The organism is Pedobacter miscanthi, from assembly GCF_003315595.1.
In the GTDB taxonomy this organism is placed as follows: domain Bacteria; phylum Bacteroidota; class Bacteroidia; order Sphingobacteriales; family Sphingobacteriaceae; genus Pedobacter; species Pedobacter miscanthi.
Map to the genome: position 1 here is coordinate 1 of NZ_QNQU01000032.1, position 21,314 is coordinate 21,314.

General features: G+C 40.8%; 12 protein-coding genes. 9 read left to right on the plus strand and 3 right to left on the minus strand.

Translation table 11 applies throughout. The features are described from left to right. Nucleotides 1–235: 235 nt before the first annotated feature. Entirely contained in the window at nt 236–982 is a 747-nt protein-coding gene (locus tag DRW42_RS25335) for a DeoR/GlpR family DNA-binding transcription regulator (protein ID WP_113951673.1), read from the minus strand. 242 nt (nt 983–1,224) lie between these two features. On the opposite strand from DRW42_RS25335, the gene DRW42_RS25340 reads away from it, so the two are divergent. The 5 genes from DRW42_RS25340 to DRW42_RS25360 all read left to right on the plus strand — a co-directional run bounded on the left by DRW42_RS25340 (nt 1,225) and on the right by DRW42_RS25360 (nt 11,912). Then, nucleotides 1,225–4,308 carry a SusC/RagA family TonB-linked outer membrane protein gene (locus tag DRW42_RS25340; protein WP_113951674.1) on the plus strand — a complete coding sequence of 1,028 codons (3,084 nt, stop codon included), beginning with the start codon at nt 1,225–1,227 and terminating at the stop codon, nt 4,306–4,308. A gap of 8 nt (nt 4,309–4,316) precedes the next feature. Beyond that, entirely contained in the window at nt 4,317–5,927 is a 1,611-nt protein-coding gene (locus DRW42_RS25345; RefSeq protein WP_113951675.1) for a SusD/RagB family nutrient-binding outer membrane lipoprotein, read from the plus strand. A 23-nt stretch (nt 5,928–5,950) separates the two neighbouring features. Next, nucleotides 5,951–6,748: a DUF4397 domain-containing protein gene (locus DRW42_RS25350; RefSeq protein WP_113951676.1), complete on the plus strand. Its 798-nt coding sequence runs from the start codon at nt 5,951–5,953 to the stop codon at nt 6,746–6,748. Between the two features lie 272 nt (nt 6,749–7,020). Continuing rightward, nucleotides 7,021–10,251 carry a SusC/RagA family TonB-linked outer membrane protein gene (locus DRW42_RS25355; protein WP_113951677.1) on the plus strand — a complete coding sequence of 1,077 codons (3,231 nt, stop codon included), beginning with the start codon at nt 7,021–7,023 and terminating at the stop codon, nt 10,249–10,251. Between the two features lie 8 nt (nt 10,252–10,259). Next, on the plus strand, nt 10,260–11,912 hold the full coding sequence (locus DRW42_RS25360; RefSeq protein ID WP_113951678.1) for a RagB/SusD family nutrient uptake outer membrane protein: 1,653 nt from the start codon (nt 10,260–10,262) through the stop codon (nt 11,910–11,912). A gap of 63 nt (nt 11,913–11,975) precedes the next feature. Here the strand turns inward: DRW42_RS25360 and DRW42_RS25365 are convergent, their stop codons facing one another. Next, nucleotides 11,976–13,808, minus strand: coding sequence for an outer membrane protein assembly factor BamB family protein (locus DRW42_RS25365; protein ID WP_113951717.1), 1,833 nt, complete (start codon nt 13,806–13,808; stop codon nt 11,976–11,978). A gap of 644 nt (nt 13,809–14,452) precedes the next feature. Beyond that, nucleotides 14,453–15,055: a porin family protein gene (locus DRW42_RS25370; protein ID WP_113951679.1), complete on the minus strand. Its 603-nt coding sequence runs from the start codon at nt 15,053–15,055 to the stop codon at nt 14,453–14,455. A gap of 238 nt (nt 15,056–15,293) precedes the next feature. On the opposite strand from DRW42_RS25370, the gene DRW42_RS25375 reads away from it, so the two are divergent. From DRW42_RS25375 to DRW42_RS25390, 4 genes are all read left to right on the plus strand, one after another. After that, nucleotides 15,294–15,509, plus strand: coding sequence for a hypothetical protein (locus DRW42_RS25375; protein ID WP_025141830.1), 216 nt, complete (start codon nt 15,294–15,296; stop codon nt 15,507–15,509). Nucleotides 15,510–15,687: 178 nt separating this feature from the next. After that, nucleotides 15,688–17,379, plus strand: a complete 1,692-nt coding sequence (locus DRW42_RS25380) for a S41 family peptidase (protein WP_113951680.1) — start codon at nt 15,688–15,690, stop codon at nt 17,377–17,379. Between the two features lie 30 nt (nt 17,380–17,409). Next, nucleotides 17,410–18,735, plus strand: coding sequence for an alpha-L-fucosidase (locus DRW42_RS25385; protein ID WP_113951681.1), 1,326 nt, complete (start codon nt 17,410–17,412; stop codon nt 18,733–18,735). Between the two features lie 303 nt (nt 18,736–19,038). Then, nucleotides 19,039–21,297: a GH92 family glycosyl hydrolase gene (locus DRW42_RS25390; RefSeq protein WP_113951682.1), complete on the plus strand. Its 2,259-nt coding sequence runs from the start codon at nt 19,039–19,041 to the stop codon at nt 21,295–21,297. The last annotated feature ends 17 nt before the right edge of the window (nt 21,298–21,314 follow it).

Sequence of the window (21,314 nt, forward strand, 5' to 3'; positions counted from 1 at the left end):
CTTAAAATTTGTTTTTATCATAACAATCATCTCGACTGGAACGCAGTGGAATGCCTGCCCGTACAGGCGGGGAGAGATCTATCTCGAGATAGATCTCTCGACTACGTTGCACTCCGCTCGAAATGACGATAGCTTTGGGAAGTTAGAGGGAGAGGCTTTCTGTCAGAAATAATGACTTATGCACTAAATTAGCCTTCAGGATTTACAATTCTATATTGATGATACAGCCTTTTTGCTATAAAATATTCAGCTCTTTTTCGCGGTAGCGCGAAAGCGATTCGTGTTCTACATCCAGTTCTGTAATCAGGTAGCTGATGCTTTCTATCGGGCAAACCCTTAAACGTAGGGCAATATCCAGTTTCTCTGATATACACAATACACCTGTTCTTTTTGCGCAGGCCAGCATCGCTTTTTTAAGCTGGTTAATTTCCCAGTATGTATCTGTTAAACCTTCTTCGGGATGGATGGCGCTGGTACCCATCAAACATAAATCGGCCTTTATTTCCGATAGCTGTGTAATTACCTGTCCGCCGTAGGTAACCTGTGAGTTTTTAGAAAACAGCCCGCCAATCAAAATCACTTCTATATTATTGTATTTGGCCAGTTCTACTGCCACCAGCGGACTAATGGTAAAAAATGTGGCCGACAAACCCTGGGGAAGCAGTTTAACAAACTCTAAAATTGTGGTTCCGCCACCTGTTAAAACCACCATACCATCTTTAATCAGCTGAACCGCTTTTTTCCCAATCGCAATTTTACTGTCCCTGGCATAAACTGTGCTGTCGTCAAAAGAACTGTGGTACGATTTGGATAAAGCCCCCCCATGAACCTTATAAAGCAGGTTTTCATCAACAAGTTCCTGTAAATCCCTTCTGATGGTATCTTCCGAAACATTAAGCAATTGTACCAGATCGGATGTTAAAACCCGGTTGTGCAGGTTAATCTGGCGCATAATGAAGTCGTGGCGTTCTTTTTTCAGCATAGTAGATGTTTTGGTTTTAAACGAAAGTATAAAAGTTTTTTAGATTTTTTAAATGTTGCGCGTTTTTGCGTGTTTTTGCAATAAAATATTGTATATCTGTGTAATAAATCTGTTCTATTTGTTTTTATTGTCATAAACATTCAGCATATTTACTTAACTAACATCAAAACTGCGTGAATTTGCGTGTTTTTGCTGTCCGGAAAACAAACTACAACCTGTAACTAAATTCTTACTGACTAATTATGATGAAAAAACTACTTTTTAGTTTTATCGGTATCATTATGCTGTCTGCTCAAATTTTTGCGCAACAGATAATCATTACCGGTAAGGTCAGCTCTGCTGACGGGCCCGTTCCCGGGGTCTCCATTCGGGTAAAAGGAAACACTACGGTGTCACAAACCGATAACAGCGGGAACTATTCCATCAAAGCATCAAAAACCGATGTGCTGGCATTTTCTTACGTAGGTTATAAAACTATTGAGAAAGCTGTAGGTGCCAGTACTGTTATTAATGTTACCCTTTTAGCTGATGCCGGTAACCTGAACGAGGTGGTGGTAACGGCTTATGGGATTGACCGTGATGTTAAATCGCTGGGTTATTCTACCCCAAAAGTTTCGGGGGCAGAAGTGGCAGAAACACAGCGGAACGATTTTTTTGGTGGTTTACAGGGGCGTGTTCCTGGTTTATCCATCAATAGCACAAACGGAAATCCCGGGGCTTCTGCGCAGATCGTGCTCCGTGGTTTTGTATCCATCAGTGGCGATAACAATGCGTTGATTGTGGTAGATGGTGTGCCAATCAATAACAGTACGTTGAACCAGACCCGCGAGCTCGTATCCGGTGCAGCAAACAGGGATCAGGATTATTCGAACAGGGGTATGGATATCAACCCCAACGATATCGAAAGTTATGTGATTATGAAAGGGCCCGAAGCTACCGCATTATACGGAAGTGCTGGTGCCAGTGGTGCCATTTTAATTACAACCAAAAAAGGTAAAGCCGGTCGTGGAAGTATCAATTACAGTAATTCCTTCAGAGTGGAAGAGCTGAATAAATTTCCTGAAATACAGACCAAATACAATACAGGTGCTTCCAATGGTGTTTACGATGGAGGTTCTTCTAACTTCTTTGGTCCTGCATTTTTGCCTAATACCCCACTCTATGATAACATCCACAACTTTTTTGAAACAGGATTTACGCAAAAACACAATTTATCATTTGAGGGCGGAACCGATAAGTTCTCTTACCGCTGGTCTAACGAGTACACGGATTCTAAGGGGACCATTCCAACTACCAGTTATTCAAGGATCTCTTCCCGTATTACGGCCGTTGGTACCATTTCTCCTGTTTTAAAATTAACAACTACTTTCAACTACATTAATTCTAACAACGATAAAGCAAATAAAGGTGCTAATGGCTCATTGCTGCAGTTAATGCGCTTTAGCTCGGCGTATGATGTTCAGGATTATCAGGATGCGAATGGAAACCGGGTTTTACACCTCGCCAGCATTTATTCAGAGTTCGATAATCCCCTTTGGGACGTGGTGAAAAACGTGAACAACGATAAGGTTAACCGTATCATCGCCAATACCAATGTAGAATTAACGCCCCTAAAATGGTTACGGATTAATGGTATTCTTGGGGCAGATGTTGCCAATACTAAAGGTTTATCGGTTTATCATGCCCAGTCTTACCGTGGTTCGGGTTCGGCTGCTGCACCAACGGGGGGAACAGTGATGACTTACAGTCAGTTGGCAAAGGTGTTTAATGGATCATTAACCGCTACAGCGAAACATAAATTCGGCGATTTTAACAATACTTATGTTATCGGGGCTACGTTTAACGATTACAATTCTACCACCGACTCGCAACGTGGTACAAATATGTACGATCCGAATTTTTACAGCATCAATAATACCTTGCCTACCACACAGCGTACCTTAACCTATGTAAACCGTTACCGTACCGTAGGCGCTTTTGCGCAGGCCATTATGGGTTACAAAACTTTAGTGTACTTAACACTGTCGGGCCGTGTTGATGGGGCTTCGCGCCTGATGCCGAACAATCCTTATTTTGCCTATCCATCGGCCAGTTTAGCCTTTAATTTTACTGATCTTGCCAGTGTTAAAACGGCTTTGCCCTGGCTGGATAATGGAAAGTTAAGAGCTTCTTACGCTTTAACAGGTAAAGAGCCCTGGAGGGAATATTCAACAGGCACAAATTATGAGGCCAAAAGATTTACTGGCGGAGGCTACGCCTATTCGTACTATGGTGGTAATCCTAATTTAAAACCTGAGGTATCTGAAAATTTCGAAATTGGTACAGAAATGCAGTTCCTGAAAAACAGGATTGGTTTGGATTTTAACTATTACAATTTGTTGAGTAAAGATCAGATCATTAATCCGCGTTTAAGTTATGGTACCGGTTTTGTTTTAGAGATGATGAATGGTGGTACGGTGCGTAACCGAGGTATCGAAGTGCAATTAACCGGTAACCCGATCAAGGGAAAAGATTTTAACTGGAACACCACTTTCAACTTTACACGCAACCGTGGGGTGGTATTGTCGCTGGCAAACGAACTTCCTGAACTTTACGAATCTGATACCTGGGTGGTTGGCGATATCAGGAGTGCCGTACATCCCGGTTATAGTACAGGTGCCATCAGCGGAACCAGGTTTGCCCGTAACGATAGGGGCGATATTCTGATCAACACATCATCAGGTCTGCCTTCCGTTACCGATACCCAGTTTTATCCCATCGGCGACAGAAACCCGAAATTTACACTTGGTTTTGTAAACAGGTTCAGCTACAAGGGTTTTAATCTTTCCTTCTTATGGGATTTCAGGTATGGTGGCGATGTGGTAAATGGTACCGAATATGCCTCATACATTAAAGGAATCAGCTTAAAAACATTGGACAGGGAAGTGCCTCGGGTAATTACAGGAGTGCTGAATGATGGTTTGCAGAATACGGCCAATCCTACTGTAAACACCATTTCTGTAACACCTTATTATGCCTCAAATTATTATTCTTTAAACGTAGCACCCGAGATGTTTGTGGAAAGAAACATCAAAACCCTCCGTTTGAGAGATGTGACCCTGGCTTACGATTTTCCGCCGGCATTGGTTAAACGCATCGGGTTTATCCAGAATTTTGGGGCATTTTTCACCGTAACCGATTCTATCCTCATCACCAATTATTCGGGTGGCGATCCGGAGAGTAACGCTAACTCACCAGGGGTTGGTGGTATTGGTGGTTACGGGATCGATTATGGTAACGTAGGTAAGCCAATTGGTTTTAATTTGGGATTTAGGGTTAAATTATAGCGAATAACATGAAAAAATTATATAGACTATATATTGCTGCGGCAATATTATTAACGGCCGGAGGATGTAAAAAATACCTTGATATTAATACCAACCCGGCTGTGCCTCAAACGAGCAAAGCAGAGCTGTTGCTGCCGCCCATCCTTTTTCAGATGGCAAATGGTACATCGCAGGATTACCGTCTGATCTGGAAATTTACGCAGAACATGATTGGTGCCTCAACAGATATTGCATCACTTTACCCCGAAAAACACTCTTTTGTAGCCAATAGCGATAATGGCGGGGTAATTTGGAGGATGACTTATGTTGATTTAGGCTTAAATCTTGAAAACCTCATCAATGATGCCGTAAGCAATCAAAAATATGAATATGCGGCAATCGGTTATGCCATTAAAGCCTGGGCCTATCAGCAAACAACTGATCTGCATGGACCGATCATTTTAGACGAAGCTTTCACGCCCGGCATGTTAAAATTTCCCTATCACGATCAGCCTGAAGTGTATGCAAAAGTGCGTTATTACTGCGAACAATCGTTAAAATATTCTACAATGAAAAGTCCGCTCAGTTATGCCGCACAGCTCGCCAGTATTACCGGCGACGGCATTTATAAAGGGGATATGGCCAAATGGCGGAAGTTTGTATACGCTATTTATGCTTTACAATATAGCCACTTAATCAATAAGCCGGAGTTTAAAACCTTGTATGCCGATAGTGTGGTTAAGTATACTAATTTATCTTTTGCCAACGAAGCTGAATCGGCAACGGTTTATTTCTCGGCGGCAAGTCAGGATGATACCAATCCCTTTGGGCCAACTTTGGGTTACATTAATACTTCAAGTACAACGTCTACCTATTATGGACGGATTTCGACCACGATTTTGAATTATCTGGCAGGTGGTATGAAAGGAACACCGGTTGTAAACCCTACAAGTTCGCTCGATCCGCGTTTAAGCAGGATGCTGCCTGCAAGTACTGCAGCCACTACTTTGGGCAGGTATATTGCTGGTGTTCCAACTCAGGGAAGCAGCACATCGGCTTTGCCGATTGTTTTTGGCACAATCCCGGCAGGAGCAACCATCTATAACGGAAAATACATTTTTGCCGATGCCGCAAGGTACCCAATCATGACTTATTCGCAACTGCGGTTTGCGAAAGCAGAAGCATTATTTCTAAAGGGAAATACAGCAGAAGCCTATACCGCATATAGAGAGGGTATATCGGGGCACATGGTTTTTTGTAATACCTATGGCCGCGCATCTAAAACACCTGATCCGCTAATAACCGATGCAGAGATTAATACTTATTTAACTTCCGATGAAGTGGCGCAAAGCGCTGCAACATTAACACTTGCCGATATTATGGGGCAGAAATACATTGCACAGTGGGGTTGGGCAGGTTTGGAACAGTGGACTGATCTTAGGAAATACCATTACAGTGCAACGGTTTTCAGACAGTTTTATCAAATCCCGGCAGCAGATCTTTTGCTGGGTGGAAAATATGCCTACCGTTTCAGGCCTCGCTATAATTCTGAGTATGTATGGAATGCCGAAGAACTAAGAAAATGGGGAGGTTTGGAACCCGATTACATGACTAAAGAAACCTGGTTCAGCCAGCCATAATGTTTTATTTTAAATGTATTAACATGAAAATATTTTCTAATTTATTTACCTGTCTGTTTACTGCAATGGCTTTAGCGGGCTGCACGAAAAACGTGCTTGATTACGGCGAAACCGAAAAACTAACCGCCGATCAGGCTTTGCTAAAGGTAAATTATGCCTCCTACTATTATAATAACAGGGCAATTGCCATCAAGATTAATGATAAAAGGGTAAGTAGTGTAATTACTGCCCGTACACCATTTCCGGGAGGGGGATATAATACGGGCGGAAGTTCTACCGCCGATTTTCTTGCTGTAAGTCCAGGTAATTTAAAATTATCTATTATTCTCCCAAAAAAGAAAGATGACGGAACCGATTCGTTGGTGCTGTACAGTGCCAACTTTCAGATCCTGGCGGGTAAAAACTATGTTGCCCATATTACTGATACCGCTGCAAATACCAAAAATGTATTAACTGAAGAAAGTTTCGTAAGGCCGGATACTGCTTATTGCAAATACAGGTTTATTAACCTGATGCCCAATGTGCCGGCAGTTGATTTATATTATGGTACCAGTGCTACCGATAATGCAAAAGATTCGTTGATTGCAGGTAATGTAAATTATCTGAGCATTACCAATGAAATCAAACTCAGGTCTGCACAATCAAAAACGTGGAAAATAAGGCCTGCCGGAGCAGCTGTTACTACGGCAACGGTTTTAGCCAATTATACCAGTGCCAGCACTTTCTTAAATCAAAGGGTGTATACCATATTTGCCAGTGGTTATAATGGGATAACTACCGCACCTCGAAGGCCTTATGTATCCTTCTTTCTAATCAGGTAATTTTTCTCTCTTTTTGATTGGTTCAAGCCGCCGCTAGTTTTAGTGGTGGCTTTTTTTGTTAAAAAGTGTAGTGTTAAAATGAGATTAGCGCCTATTTTATTGCGCTTTTATGCGGTTTTTTGCAATAATATCAAACTAATTACAATCGATATGACCTAAATATTTGTAAATAAGTGGAAAACAATTATGATATTTACTTAAAATTCAGGAATATGCGGTATTCTGCGTGTTTCTAAATCCGAACTAACAACAAACATCATTAACTAGTGTTTATGAAAAAAAAATTACTATCAATCTTTCTTGGTGTGTTTTTGCTCATGGCCCATGCCATTGCGCAACAAACTACCATTACAGGTAAGGTTACATCAGAAGATGGACCAATACCAGGGGTTTCGGTTAAAATAAAAACAGGAACCACAGTAGTACAAACTGATGGCAATGGAGTTTATTCCATAAAAACCAGTAAAGGCGAAATCCTTGTGTTTTCTTTTATCGGCTATGTAAGTCAGGAGAAAACTGTCGGAAACAGCAATACCATTAACGTTGCCTTGGCTTCCGAGTCAACAGGGTTGCAAGAAGTGGTGGTTGTGGGTTTCGGCTCGCAGAAAAAAGCAAATTTAACCGGTGCCGTAACCACTGTTGATGTGGCCAAAACTTTTGGCAGCAAACCTTTGAACGATCCTACAAAAGCCCTGCAGGGCGTTGTTCCGGGTTTAACCATTACTTATGGTAATGGTGGCCTAACCTCCGGCCCAAACATTAACATCAGGGGTGTTGGGTCAATAAACGGAACCAGCAGGCCGTTGATTATCGTAGACAATGTGGAAACGCCAGATCTTTCGATCATTAACCCGGCCGATATCGAAAGTGTTTCTGTATTAAAAGATGCCGCTTCAACTTCAATTTACGGTGCAAGAGCAGCATTCGGTGTGGTTTTGATCAAAACCAAATCAGGCAAGAAAAATCAGCCTACCAAAATCGTTTACACCAACAACTTCTCCTGGAACAAACCAACGGTGCTGGCCGATTTTGCAAACCCGGTCGACGAGTTGCAAGCGCTTTATGATGCATCGGTTAGGGCGGGTACAACCTCGCCCGAAACTTTCGGGATGCAGTTAACCAAACTAAGGGACGGTATTGCAAACTGGCAAAATAAATATTCAGCTACCAATACCGGTAATGATATGATTTTAGGTCAGGATTTCGATTACGTAGATGGCCGCGTTTATTTTTATAAAGTTTGGGATCCGAAAAAGGAGATGCTGAAAGATTATACTGCACAATCCAATCATAATTTAAGCTTGCAAGGCGGTAGCGATAAAATTGGTTATTACCTGTCGGGTGGTTATGCCAATGAAGGTGGTATTTTCAAGTTAAATCCTGATGAGATCAACAAATACAACATTAGCGGTTCGATAAACGTGGCAGCAACCAAATGGCTGGATGTTGATGCCAAATTTCTGTACCGTAACTTTAAATACGATTATCCATATCAGTACCAGAATTACTGGTATTACTTTTGGCGTTGGGGCTCTTATTTCCCTTATGGTAAATATAATGGAAATTATTTCAGGCATACACCTGCTTATCTTGCAAATGCGCAGACCTCTAATGTTACCGAAAATTACAGCCGGGTAGATTTAGGTGCAACCATTAAAATCACCAAAGATTTGAGCATCCGTGCCGATTATACATTGGGCAGATCGAATGCCTTGAGGCATGAAGTTGGCGGACCAATCAATGCGATCGATTTCTGGACAGCAGGTACACCACCACTTATCGCCAATATCGCCACTGCATCGCAGGATATTGTAAGTTATGGCGAAACCCGCAACATGGTAAATACGTTAAATGCCTATGCTACCTATCAAAAAACTTTTGCTACCGATCATAACATTAAAATTACTGCCGGTGTAAACTCTGAGAATTACGACAATGTTCAGTTTACTGCTGCAAAAAATACTGTTTTAGATCCTACCAGGGGTGAGCTGGCACTTGCTGTTGGTACACAGCTTGCAAGTGGCTATCATGGTACTGTAAATGGTTCTGTTTCATATCCGGTTGGTGCTTATGCAGGTTATTTTGGCCGTTTTAATTATGATTACAAAGGAAAATACCTGTTAGAGTTAAATGGAAGGTATGATGGTTCATCGGCGTTCTCTAAGCTGGATAGATGGGGCTTTTTTCCTTCAGCTTCTGCCGGTTACCGTTTAACCGAAGAAAAATTTATGAGTTTTATTAAACCTTATGTTGATGATGTTAAATTCAGGGCATCTTACGGCTCGGTGGGTAACCAGAACGTTGGTGGTCAATATTATATTCCAACTATGGCAGGTTCTTCTGTTAACTGGATCACCCCTTCCGGTACTACACTGGTTCAGGGTGTTGCTGCGCCAATTGCGGTTGCACAATCATTAACCTGGGAGAAAATACAAACACTTGATTTTGGTACCGATATCCGCTTTCTGAAAAACCATGTTGGTTTATCGGTTGATTATTACCAGCGCGATACTAAAGGTATGTTACAGCCAACATCAGTTCCTTCTACATTCGGCGCCGCCGGACCACGGATTAATGCGGGTAATTTCAGGAACCGTGGTTATGAAATCAGTTTAGATTTAAATTATCCGGTTAGCCCTGATCTTAACCTTTACGCCACACTAACCCTTGCCGATAATAAAACGGTATTTACAAAATGGAATAATCCCTCTAATTTAATTTATCAGAACAATGCAAACTATCAGAACGCTGGTTTTTACGTAGGGCAGCAGTATGGCGAGATCTGGGGATTCGAAACCGATGGTTTTTTCCAATCTGCAGACGAAGTGAAAAACTCTGCTAGTCAGGTGGCTTTGCAAAATGGAAACTTTGTTTACGGAGTGGGTGATGTAAAATACAAAGATTTAAATGGCGATGGCGTAATTAACCAGGGCAAAGGAACAGCCGATGATCACGGAGATTTAAAAGTGATCGGTAATAGTCAGCCCAGGTATCAGTACAGTGCACGTTTAGGCGGTACTTTTAAAGGTTTCGATATTGATGTATATATCCAGGGCGTGGGTAAACGCGATTATTGGGGTTTAGGTACCATGATTATTCCTGCTTATGGCAATGCCGATATTATGTATGCTAACCAATTGGATTTCTGGAGCCCTTCAAATCCAAATGCATTTTATCCACGCCCGTATATTGGCAACAGCGCAACTAAAATTGCCCAGTTCCCGGCAAGTGGAAATAACTTTTATCCTCAATCAAAATACCTCTTGAACCTGGCTTATGCCCGTTTAAAGAACGTAACCGTGGGTTATACTTTACCAAATAACTGGTTAAAGAAATACGGCATCGAAAAAGTTAGATTTTACCTGAGCGGACAAAACCTGGCTACAATTTCTAATGTGGGAGCACCGATAGATCCTGAAATGACCGATGGTGAAGCAGGTTACACAGGTCGTACTTTTCCATTCAACAGACAATATTCTTTCGGTATTAACTTAACCTTATAATAAGCGTCATGAAATTAATTAAATCAATAATATATCTCTCATTTATAGCTATAGTTGGGGTAGGTTGTTCCAAAGATTTAAATGTAGATACACCAGATCAGTTTTCTGATGATAACTTCTGGACAAGCGAAAATAACGTGCGTACCTATAACTGGGGTTTTTATGCGCTGTTTACAGGTTTTGGAACGGGTACAACTGCTGACTTTTATTTTTCTACTTTAACGGACGATCAGGATGCGGCTACCTTTCAGAATTTCGTGCTCACTGCACCAACCACTTCGGCTGATTGGGACTGGACCTATGTTCGTAAAGCCAATATTATGTTAGAACGTGTTAACCAGATTCCGATGAGCGATGAAGCAAAAAAGCACTGGAACGGAATTGCAAAGTTTTTCAGGGCAATGGATTACTTCAATAAGGTGAAAACTTTTGGAGGAGTTCCTTACATCAGCAAATCGCTGGATGTTTCTCAAACAGATGTAATCTATAAACCCCGCGATAGCCGTCAACTGGTAATGGATAGTATTTTAAGTGATATTAACTATGCTGTTGCCAACATCCGTGTTAACGATGGTGATAATGTGGTAAACCGAGATGTTGCTTTAGCTTTAAAGGCCAGGATCTGCCTTTTTGAAGGCTCATACAGGGTATATCACACCGAATTATCTCTGCCTGATGCAGATAAATTCCTGACAGAAGGTAAGGATGCCTGCGAAAAACTTATGACAGGCAAATATCTTTTAAATGCTGATTACAGGAGCATATACAGCTCAATGGATCTGGCTGGAAACAAAGAAGTATTACTTTATAAAAAGTATCTTGCGGGTGTATTAACACATTCTGTAATTGGTTATACTAACAGTACCACACAAATGAGCGGATTAACAAAATCGGCCGTTGATGCTTATCCTGCAACCGATGGTTTACCAATTGGGCAATCGCCTCTTTATCAGGGCGACAACACCATTACTACGCTCAGGGCAAACCGTGATAATCGTTTATTGGGTACAATCGATAACTTTTTGTGCTATAACGGTACTTTGGTAAATGGGTATAGTTCAAGTACCGGTTATCGTCCGTCCAAGTTTTTAAACCCCGCTTCCAATCAGCTTGCACCTTATAACGAAACGGATGCGCCGATTTTTTACTATCCTGAGGTTTTGCTTAATTATGGAGAAATTACGGCTATCCTAGATAAAATGGGTAAACTTACTTTTACCCAGGCAGATATGGATAAATCAATTAATCTTTTAAGGACAAGAGCAGGAATTACCAAGCTCACTGTTACCGGAGGAGGTAATGTAGCTGCCGGAGGAACTGCTATTGCTGATCCGAAAAGAGATGCTGATGTTTCTGCTTTAATGTGGGAAATAAGACGCGAACGCAGGGTTGAATTGATGATGAACGGATTTAGATATCAGGATTTAATGCGCTGGAAAAAAGGCGAATACCTGGATAGGGCAAAAAATGTAGAAGCTTTCTTAGGTGCTAAAGTGCCTGATAACGGTAAGGTATTAAGAAATGCACAGGGTTATATTGTTCCTTATGCTACCACCTTAACCAGGACATTTGTTGATCCGAAAAATTATTTATCGGCAATTCCTACCGGTCAGATTAGTTTATATCCTGCAAATACATTGCAGCAAAACCCAGGCTGGTAATGTGATTTTTAAATAATGGATAAACCTCCTCAAATTAATTTTGAGGAGGTTTTTTTATATCGGTTATTTGGTAATCAACCAAACCACTTTACCATCCATGGTGCTGGCCAGGATATTTTTTCCATCGATTACATTTACCGTATTGATCATCGAGTTGTCTATCTTATGTGCCCAAACCGTGTTTTGCTGTTTAGGATCTATGGCATAAATCACGCCGTTTTTAGTGCCGAAAAATACCTTTCCGTCTTTTTCGATTAACATTGAAGGTACATGCTCATAACCAAAACCAGCATTGTAGCGCCATAAAATTCCCGGATCTTGCGCCTGTGCTGTGTAGGCCACAATTTCGTCCTGCATGGTTTTGCCATAAATAACGGTACTATCTGCCGATTGCCCGATCGATTCGCGTACCGTAGCTTCTTTATTGCGCCAAAGCGTGCTGCCATTTTTGACGTCGATAGCCGTTAAATAACGATCGGGAGCTGCAATATACACGATGCCCTGATAGGCAACCGGTGTTACCATTGCCGGCGAAAACATCCTGTTGGCCTGTCCATTGTTCCATTTCCAAAGCAGGTTTCCGGTCTTGATATCGAGCGCATATAAATGCCTTCCCCAGGATCCAAAAATAATCTTGCCCTGATAAATAAGTGGTTTGCCCACAACATTACCTTCAACTTCATTAAAAGTCCATATTTCTTTTCCTGTTTTAATATCCAAAGCCCTGAAAGTATTGTCGCTCCCGCCTATATATACCTGTTGTCCGTTAACCACCGGCGATCCCAATACCGAATTTGCTGTTTCTTTACGCCAGATTTCTTTTCCTGTTTTTGCATTCAGCGCATAAATATTTCCGTCACCCGAGCCTAAAATTACTGTGCCATTAACCGCCACCGGAGAAGAGTAGATGGCGCCGTTGGTTTTAAACGTCCATACTTTTTTGCCGGTTTTCTTGTTTAAGGCTTCTACTAAACCTAAGCTGTTTCCAAAAATAACGTTGTTTGCCGCATATGTTGGGGTGTTTACCACATTGGCGCTGGAGTGGTAAGACCAAACCTCTTTCGTAGCCGGATATTTTGTATTCAGGGCAAAATCAGGACGTTCGTATTTTTTCTGATCAGCCACAAAAGTTTTCAAAGCAATTTTACGCCAAACAGGGAGAATTTCCTGTGTAGGTTTTTTAGTCTGGAAAAATACCGTGTCTTTCGTCATGCTCACAATATTGTATCCGCCAATACTGTCTTTTGCTCTTAAATTAGAGCGGCCCATGGTGGCTTCAATTCCTTCAAAATTATAAGGATGGTTATTGTGGCCATGTCCGCATATTGCATACTGGATGTTGTATTTTTTCAACAAATCCGTTGCTTCATACCAGTTATCCAAACTGTTATCCAAAGGGTAATGGTTGGCAAAAACAATAGGCATATTTTTAGGGGTTGCTTTCAGCACGCTGTCTAACCAAACTGTAGCATCTCTGGGGATGTGTCCGTCACTCATCCTTACATAAGGTCCCGATGCACAGGCGATAAAACGGTAACCGTTATGATCAAAAATAAATTTATCGCCGCCAAATTCTTTAATGAAATTTACACCTCCCGATTCAGACCAGCCTGTATCATGGTTTCCGGGTATAATGTGATAGGGTTTGTTTAATTTGGAGAGAATCTCCTTTGCTAGTTTAAGTTCATTATTGGTTCCCATTTCGGTAATGTCGCCCGTAATAATTACAAAATCAATGTCTGTTAATGCATTCAGATCTGCAACGGTTCTGTTAAGGTCTTCCTCTCCTGTAGGCGAACCCACATGTGTGTCGGTTACAAATGCATATTTAAAATTTTGTGCCTTTACGGAGAGCGATAAAAAAATAGCAAACAGTAAAAGGATGCGGTGTTTCATGATCGTTTTTGTTAAATTGTTAACTATAAAAATCGACATTTTTTAGTGCTTAAACCGGCTTGTAATGCCAATTTTACGTGTTAAGTTTTGGTTAAAATGGAGCCCGAAGTATGAAGACCGATGTCCGAAGTTTGGGTGCTATAAAAGGCTCGTCATCTCGACCGAAACGCAGTGGAGCGGAGAGATCTAATTCAAAAGGGCTCCTGAGATTTAGCTACGCCGTGCCTTTAGGTTATCGATCCGATAACTATTGGGTTCGCGTATAATGTGTATATACAAGGCGTTGATATTCAGGATTTTTTCTATATAAGGCATTTAAGGGGGTGTAAGCTTATATGACTCTTATATGTGTTATATGGTCAAACAGAATACAATCTTGCAAAAACGGATATTTAATAGCTTAAATGTTCTCAGGTGGCTTAGGTGGTAAATTAAACAGCGTAATGTTTATTTTTATCACCACCTTAGGCACCTGAGATCAACTGAGTTTTACAGGAAGAAAAATTTAAAACTAATTTAAATACCATATAAAACGTCATCCCAATTTTTTTCAGGCTACAGCTCTGATGTTTACTCGAAATGACGGTATGGGGAACAAAAAAAGCGGCCATTTGGCCGCTTTTAAACTCGTTCTGTTGTAAAAATTACAAAATCTTAAACCCTAAACTCAATTGGAAAAGGTTAGGTTTCTGGCTGTATTTTTCGCTTTTGCTGATATTTGATAAACCCACTTCGTAACGTAAATCAACCGAAATGCTACCCACATCTACACCTGCACCAGCCTGTAAACCCAGGGCCTGGTTTTTGTAATTGCTAAAATCGGTTGCTTGTTGGTAAGCCGAGCTAAAAGTCGAATTTTCATCCAGGATAAACGAAATTACTGGACCTGCCATTAAACGGAAGTTTAAGTTTTTAGCACCAAATTTGGTACCCAATAAAACCGGAACATCCAAAGTGGTAAATTTTACTTTTCCTTCAGCCGATACTTCGTTTCCGTTATCCTGCTGGATACTGATAAATTTGTTACCTTTACTGCCAATGTAAGCTTCGGGCTGTACATAAAAACTCGCGCCACCGATACGTGCCCAGGCACCAATCTGGTAACCTAAACGGTTTTCTTCGCTCGCAAAATCTGCATTCAGTTTCGCTAAATTTACACCTGCCTTAACCCCCAGGTTAAATGTTTGTGCCTTCGATGTTGCCCAACCCAGGGTTAGGAAAACAATGGAGAAAATGATCTTTTTCATGTTGTTTAAATTTGTTTTTAAGGTTACAAACCCCAAATAACCTTTAGTGCTTAATTTGTGTGTTTGTTCTTATGGTTTGCACAAGGCTGTTTTTATCCGGGATCAGATTTTTATAACGCCGTTTTAACACAATTATCGTGCAAAAATTACCGGAGGATGTTCAATTTTTTTTCTGATTGCATAAAAAGGTGTTAATCTGTACAAATATTTTTTACTTTTGCATCAAATAAAATATGCCATGGCTAATTTTCAACTCACTTCAGAAACTGCATTTAAGGTAAAAACCAAATTTTTAAGGAAATACCGCGATCTGGCGAACGAGCCTTTAGAATTTACCCCTGGCAAAGAAGACCAGTTGATCGAAGATTTAATGCGCCTGGTTAAACGCGACCGTACCTACATCGAATTTACCATTCAAAAAGCATTGGCCGATACCAAAGGCAACAGACTTTAGTCTTTCTTTTAAGCTTTATCTTTTCTTTTAGCGTAACGCTTAATTTACGCGTCGCCCAAATAAGCTATTTTTAATATTTGCGGCTTTTTGTACATTTACTTTCGTACTATATCACTAAATAATCGTCCAAAAGCGGTGTTTTCTTAAATCTGCGCCGTTCGAAATAACACATAAGGGAATGAAGAAACTAAAATATGGTCTTTTAGCAGCTGGATTTGGTGTTGCTGTTTTATCTTTTTCTTTCAAGGAAGATTTATTTCTTGTGTCCAAAAACCTGGATATTTTTGCTTCACTTTATAAAGAAATCAACATCAATTATGTTGACGATACCAATGCCCCGAAATTGATGAAAACAGGTATTGATGCCATGTTGGATAGCTTGGATCCTTATACCGAGTATGTTCCCGAATCGGAGATTGAGGATTATAAACTTAAATATGTGAGTACCCAATATGGCGGTATTGGTGCAGGTACCGTTTTTATTGATGGTAAATTGTTTATTAACGAGGTAAGCGAAGGTTACCCTGCAAATAAAAGCGACATTAAAGCCGGCGATCAGGTGGTGAGCATTAATGGCATTGCCGTTAAAGGTAAAGATCGTCCCGAAATTAGCCAGTTATTGCGCGGGCCAAAAGGTACTGCCGTTGATATGGTGATGATCAGGGATGGAAAAGAAATCAGTAAAAAACTGGTTCGGGAGGAGATAAAACAGCCAAATGTATCATACTCAGGTATGGTTGGCGATGGTGTTGGGTATATCAAACTCGATAAATTCCTGGAAAACTCCGGTCAGGAAGTTAAAGATGCCTTGTTGGCCATCCAGAAAGAAAATCCTAAAGGCGTGGTATTGGATTTAAGGAATAATGGCGGCGGTATTTTGCAGGAAGCCGTTAAAATTGTAAATCTTTTCATCAATAAAGACCAGCTTGTTGTAACGCAAAAAGGTAAAAATGTAGAGAAAACCATTACCTATAAAACCCTTAACGCGCCAATTTCAACTTCTGTTCCGTTGGTGGTTTTGGTAAATGGAAACTCGGCTTCAGCTTCCGAAATTGTTGCCGGTTCGTTACAAGATTTAGACCGTGCCATCGTTATCGGACAGCGCAGCTATGGTAAAGGTCTTGTTCAGCAAACCTTCAATCTGCCTTACAACAGTCTGGTTAAAGTAACTGTAGCCAAATATTATACCCCATCAGGCAGGTGCATCCAAAAACTCGATTATGCACATAAAAATGCCGAAGGCGTGGCCGAACGTTTCGCCGATTCTACCATGGTGATGTATCAGACCAAAGCTGGCCGGAATGTGTATAGCGGAAATGGTGTTTATCCGGATATCGTGGTTAATGCTGATAAATTGAGCCCGATTACCATTTCGATGCTGAATAAAAGCCTTTTCTTTAACTATGCCAACCTATACAAAAAAGAAAAACCAACACTGGCATCTGCCAAAACTTTCCAGTTATCAGATGCTGATTATACGGTTTTCGCCAATAGCCTTGCCGATAAAGATTTAACTTATTTGAGCCGTACCGAAAGATTACTATCTGATTTGCGTGCAGAGGCCGAAAAAGAAAATAAATCAGCAGAAGTAAAAACCGATCTCGAAAACCTGAAATACAAACTTACTTCTTCTAAAAAAACGGATCTGGTAAACCATAAAGCCGAAATTAAAAGGGTTTTGGAAACGCAGATCGTGAGCCGTTATTTTTATGAAAAAGGAAGAATTGAGCAAAGTTTCCAATACGATAAAGAACTGGCTGCGGCGAAAAACCTGTTTACCAATCAATCACAAATCCTGGCTATCTTAAAGGGCGATGGAAATTACAAAGTGATCGGTAAACCCACCAAAGCCACTGCTTCAATAGATTAAGAAAACCTAACCAAATATACCACCTACCTTATGAAGAAATTATTGATAATAGGCTTAGTCCTGTTGTTTGGCCTGCAATTAAAAGCGCAGGATTATGTGCCCGCGGCATCAAATTTAAAGCAACGCGCATGGTTTGCAGATGCCCGTTTCGGCCTGTTTATCCATTGGGGGCCTTTCAGCATACCCGGGAGCGGCGAATGGGTAATGAACGAACGGAAACTAAATGTTCATAATTATACCAACCTTAAAGATTTTTTCAATCCTGTTGAATTTAATGCTGCGCAATGGGTTAGCATGGCTAAAAATGCAGGAATGAAATACATTACACTCATCACCAGGCATCACGATGGTTTTAGTATGTGGGATACCAAATATTCTGATTTCAACATCATGAATACGCCATACAAAAAGGATATTGTGAAAATGATGGCTGATGAATGCCATAAACAGGGTATACAATTATACTTATATTACTCTTTGTTAGATTGGCGCAGGGAAGATTATCCGCACGAAACTGGTCGCACGGGCCAAAACTCCGGCCGTACAGGCAAAGGCAATTACGCCAGCTATTTGCAGTTTATGAAAAACCAGCTTACGGAGTTATTGACCAATTATGGTGAAATAGGAGGGATCTGGTTTGATGGCCATTGGGACCAGACTGAGCCAGAGGGAGCAAAAGACAGAACTTCGCGTATCGACTGGAAATACAATGAAATTTATGGTTTGATCCACAAATTGCAGCCACAGTGTATGATCGGGAACAACCACCACTTAACACCTTTTGCAGGCGAAGATTTCCAGATGTTCGAACGCGATCTTCCGGGAGAAAATAAATCGGGTTTAAGTTTTCAAAAAGCTTCAGATCAGTTACCGCTCGAAACCTGCGAAACGATTTCCAATTCATGGGGATATAATTTAAGCGATACATATTACAAATCAAACAAAGAGCTGGTGCACATGCTGGTTAAAGCTGCAAGTTTGGGCTCTAATCTTTTATTGAACATTGGCCCGATGCCGAGTGGAAAAATCCAGCCCGAGTTTCAGGACCGTCTGGCAGGTTTGGGCGATTGGCTTAAAGTTTATGGCGAAAGTATTTACAGTACAAAAGCCGGCTTTATCAAACCACAAACCTGGGGTAGCATTACGCAAAGCGACAAAAAAGTTTATATCCACATTGTAGACGGAAAAACCACTACACTCGATTTAGAAAATGTTCCATTAAAAAAGATTAAAAAAGCTTATTTGTTAAAAGATAAAAGTGCTGTAAACTTTACTTTCAAAAAATCGAAATTAACCATTACTGCAACAGCAAATACTACCGAACCAGATCAGGTAATTGTTTTGGAGATTGGGTAGAATACCTTCCCAGTTGGTCGTCATCTCGAGCGGAGTGCAACGTAGTCGAGAGATCTATCGAAGCAGATCTCTCCGCTTCACTGCGTTTCGGTCGAGATGACGACTCGTTGAGTTCGCCTATAATAACAAAGTGCAACGAAGCTAAACTTACCGAGATAGATCTCTCTCCCGACTTAACGTCGGGACTATGCTACAGTCGAGATGACCGTCATTTTATTAATTCTTCCCCCTTTTATGAGAAAATAAACGTAAAACGTTTTACTTTTAGAGCTTTAAATCTTTTGTAGGAAATTATAAGCACACATGCAATTCAGGAAAACCTCATCGATTCTATTTCTAACCGCCTCTCTTTTTACATTTAATGCCTTTGCGCAGCAGAAAACCAAACTCACCCAGTATGTAGATCCATTGATCGGATCGGCAAAACATGGTCACGTTTTTGTAGGCGCCAATGTTCCTTTTGGGGCAGTACAGCTCGGGCCTAACAATATTTTTGAAGGCTGGGACTGGTGCAGTGGCTACAATTATGTGAGTAATACCATCACCGGTTTTGCACACACCCATTTAAGTGGTACGGGTATCGGCGATCTGGGCGACATTTCGATTATGCCCGCAACAGGTAAGTTGTTGTTAGAAAAAGGTAAAACTGCCGACGATGAAAGTGGCTACCTGTCTAAATTTTCGCATAAAAACGAAGTAGCAAAAGCTGGTTATTATAGCGTATTGCTCGATAAATACGATATTAAAGCAGAGTTAACCGCTACCGAAAGGGTAGGTTTTCATCAGTATACCTTTAAAAAAGGAGCTGCAAATCCACATATTATTATCGATTTAATCGAAGGCATTGGCTGGGATGCTCCCGTTTCAGCATCATTTAAACAATTGGACGCGACCACCATTATCGGGCACCGGAATTCGAAAGGATGGTCTACCGATCAGCGCCTTTATTTCGTAATCAAATTATCTCAGCCTATTAAGAATCTCGTATTATATGATAGTACGGTGGTGAAAAACGGTAACGAATTATCAGGCAAAAAGTTAAAGGCGGTGGTGAATTTCAATGCCATTAACAATGAAAAATTGCAGATTAAAGTGGCTTTATCTCCGGTAAGTACCGAAAATGCGATTTTGAATTTAAAAACGGAGCTGCCAGGCTGGAATTTTGCCGCTACCGTTAAAAACAGTGATGCTAAATGGGAAAAAGAACTTTCGAAAGTTAATATCAGTGCATCCAATACCACCAAAAAGGTATTTTACACTGCATTATACCATACCATGATCGCCCCATCGTTATTTAATGATGTGAACAAAGATTACCGCGGAACAGACAAAAAAGTATATAAAAAAGCAAACTTTAATAACCTCACTACTTTTTCGCTATGGGATACTTATCGTGCTGCCAACCCATTATACACCATTTTACACCAGGATAAAGTGAGCGATGTGGTTAATACCATGCTGGCCATTTATAAACAACAGGGAAAATTACCGGTTTGGCATTTAATGGGCAGCGAAACCAATACCATGGTGGGTTATCATGCCGTTCCCGTTATTGTTGATGCTTATTTAAAAGGGTATAGGGGCTTTGATGTAAATCTGGCTTTCGAAGCTGTAAAACAATCGGCTATGCAAAAAACCGATGGCATCGATTATATCCAGCAGCTTAAATATATTCCGGCCGATAAGGTGAACGAATCCGTTGCCAAGGCCTTAGAATATGCCATTGATGATTATTGCATTGCTATGTTTGCCAAGGCATTAAATAAAACCAAAGATTATCAGTATTTCAGCAAAAGAGCGCAGTTATACAAAGAATATTTTGATAAAGATGTACAGTTTATGAGGGGTAAACTGGCTGATGGCACCTGGAGAACACCTTTTAGTCCGGTGGCTTCTAAACACCGCGAAGATGATTATACCGAAGGAAATGCATGGCAGTATACCTGGCTGGTGCCACAGGATGTGGAAGGGCTGATCAGATTATTTGGTGGCGATAAACCATTCGTAAATAAACTCGATTCTTTATTTTCGGTTAAAGCTGAACTGGGCGAAAACAGTTCTCCTGATATTTCCGGGTTGATCGGAAATTATGCACAGGGAAATGAGCCTGGTCACCACATTACTTATTTATATACTTATGCCGGTCAACCATGGAAAACAGCCGATCTGATCCGTAAAATAGATCACGATTTTTATTCTTCAAAACCTGATGGCTTATGTGGTAACGAAGATGTTGGCCAGATGAGTGCCTGGTATGTCTTCACAGCCATGGGCTTTTATCCCGTTAATCCAGCAAACGGCTCATACGTTTTCGGAACGCCTTTGCTTAACGATGCAACCATTACCCTGGCCGGAAATAAAAAGTTCAACATCAAAGTGGTGGAAAATAGCGCAGAGAATAAATATATCCAGAAAATCGTACTGAACGGGAAACCTTACACGAAATCGTACATTCTCCATAAAACCATTGTAACCGGTGGAAACATACAGATTTACATGGGGAACAAACCATCCGAAACCTGGGGTATAAAACCTGAAGACAGACCGGTATCCAATAAATAATGTAAAAATGATTGAAT

What these genes read in the sequence shown, in the direction of transcription:
- DRW42_RS25350 (WP_113951676.1), top strand. Translation starts at nt 5,951, where the DNA reads ATGAAAATATTTTCTAATTTATTTACCTGTCTGTTTACTGCAATGGCT.
- DRW42_RS25360 (WP_113951678.1), top strand. Translation starts at nt 10,260, where the DNA reads ATGAAATTAATTAAATCAATAATATATCTCTCATTTATAGCTATAGTT.
- DRW42_RS25355 (WP_113951677.1), top strand. Translation starts at nt 7,021, where the DNA reads ATGAAAAAAAAATTACTATCAATCTTTCTTGGTGTGTTTTTGCTCATG.
- DRW42_RS25335 (WP_113951673.1), bottom strand. Translation starts at nt 982, where the DNA reads ATGCTGAAAAAAGAACGCCACGACTTCATTATGCGCCAGATTAACCTG.
- DRW42_RS25365 (WP_113951717.1), bottom strand. Translation starts at nt 13,808, where the DNA reads ATGAAACACCGCATCCTTTTACTGTTTGCTATTTTTTTATCGCTCTCC.
- DRW42_RS25380 (WP_113951680.1), top strand. Translation starts at nt 15,688, where the DNA reads ATGAAGAAACTAAAATATGGTCTTTTAGCAGCTGGATTTGGTGTTGCT.
- DRW42_RS25375 (WP_025141830.1), top strand. Translation starts at nt 15,294, where the DNA reads ATGGCTAATTTTCAACTCACTTCAGAAACTGCATTTAAGGTAAAAACC.
- DRW42_RS25370 (WP_113951679.1), bottom strand. Translation starts at nt 15,055, where the DNA reads ATGAAAAAGATCATTTTCTCCATTGTTTTCCTAACCCTGGGTTGGGCA.
- DRW42_RS25385 (WP_113951681.1), top strand. Translation starts at nt 17,410, where the DNA reads ATGAAGAAATTATTGATAATAGGCTTAGTCCTGTTGTTTGGCCTGCAA.
- DRW42_RS25345 (WP_113951675.1), top strand. Translation starts at nt 4,317, where the DNA reads ATGAAAAAATTATATAGACTATATATTGCTGCGGCAATATTATTAACG.
- DRW42_RS25390 (WP_113951682.1), top strand. Translation starts at nt 19,039, where the DNA reads ATGCAATTCAGGAAAACCTCATCGATTCTATTTCTAACCGCCTCTCTT.
- DRW42_RS25340 (WP_113951674.1), top strand. Translation starts at nt 1,225, where the DNA reads ATGATGAAAAAACTACTTTTTAGTTTTATCGGTATCATTATGCTGTCT.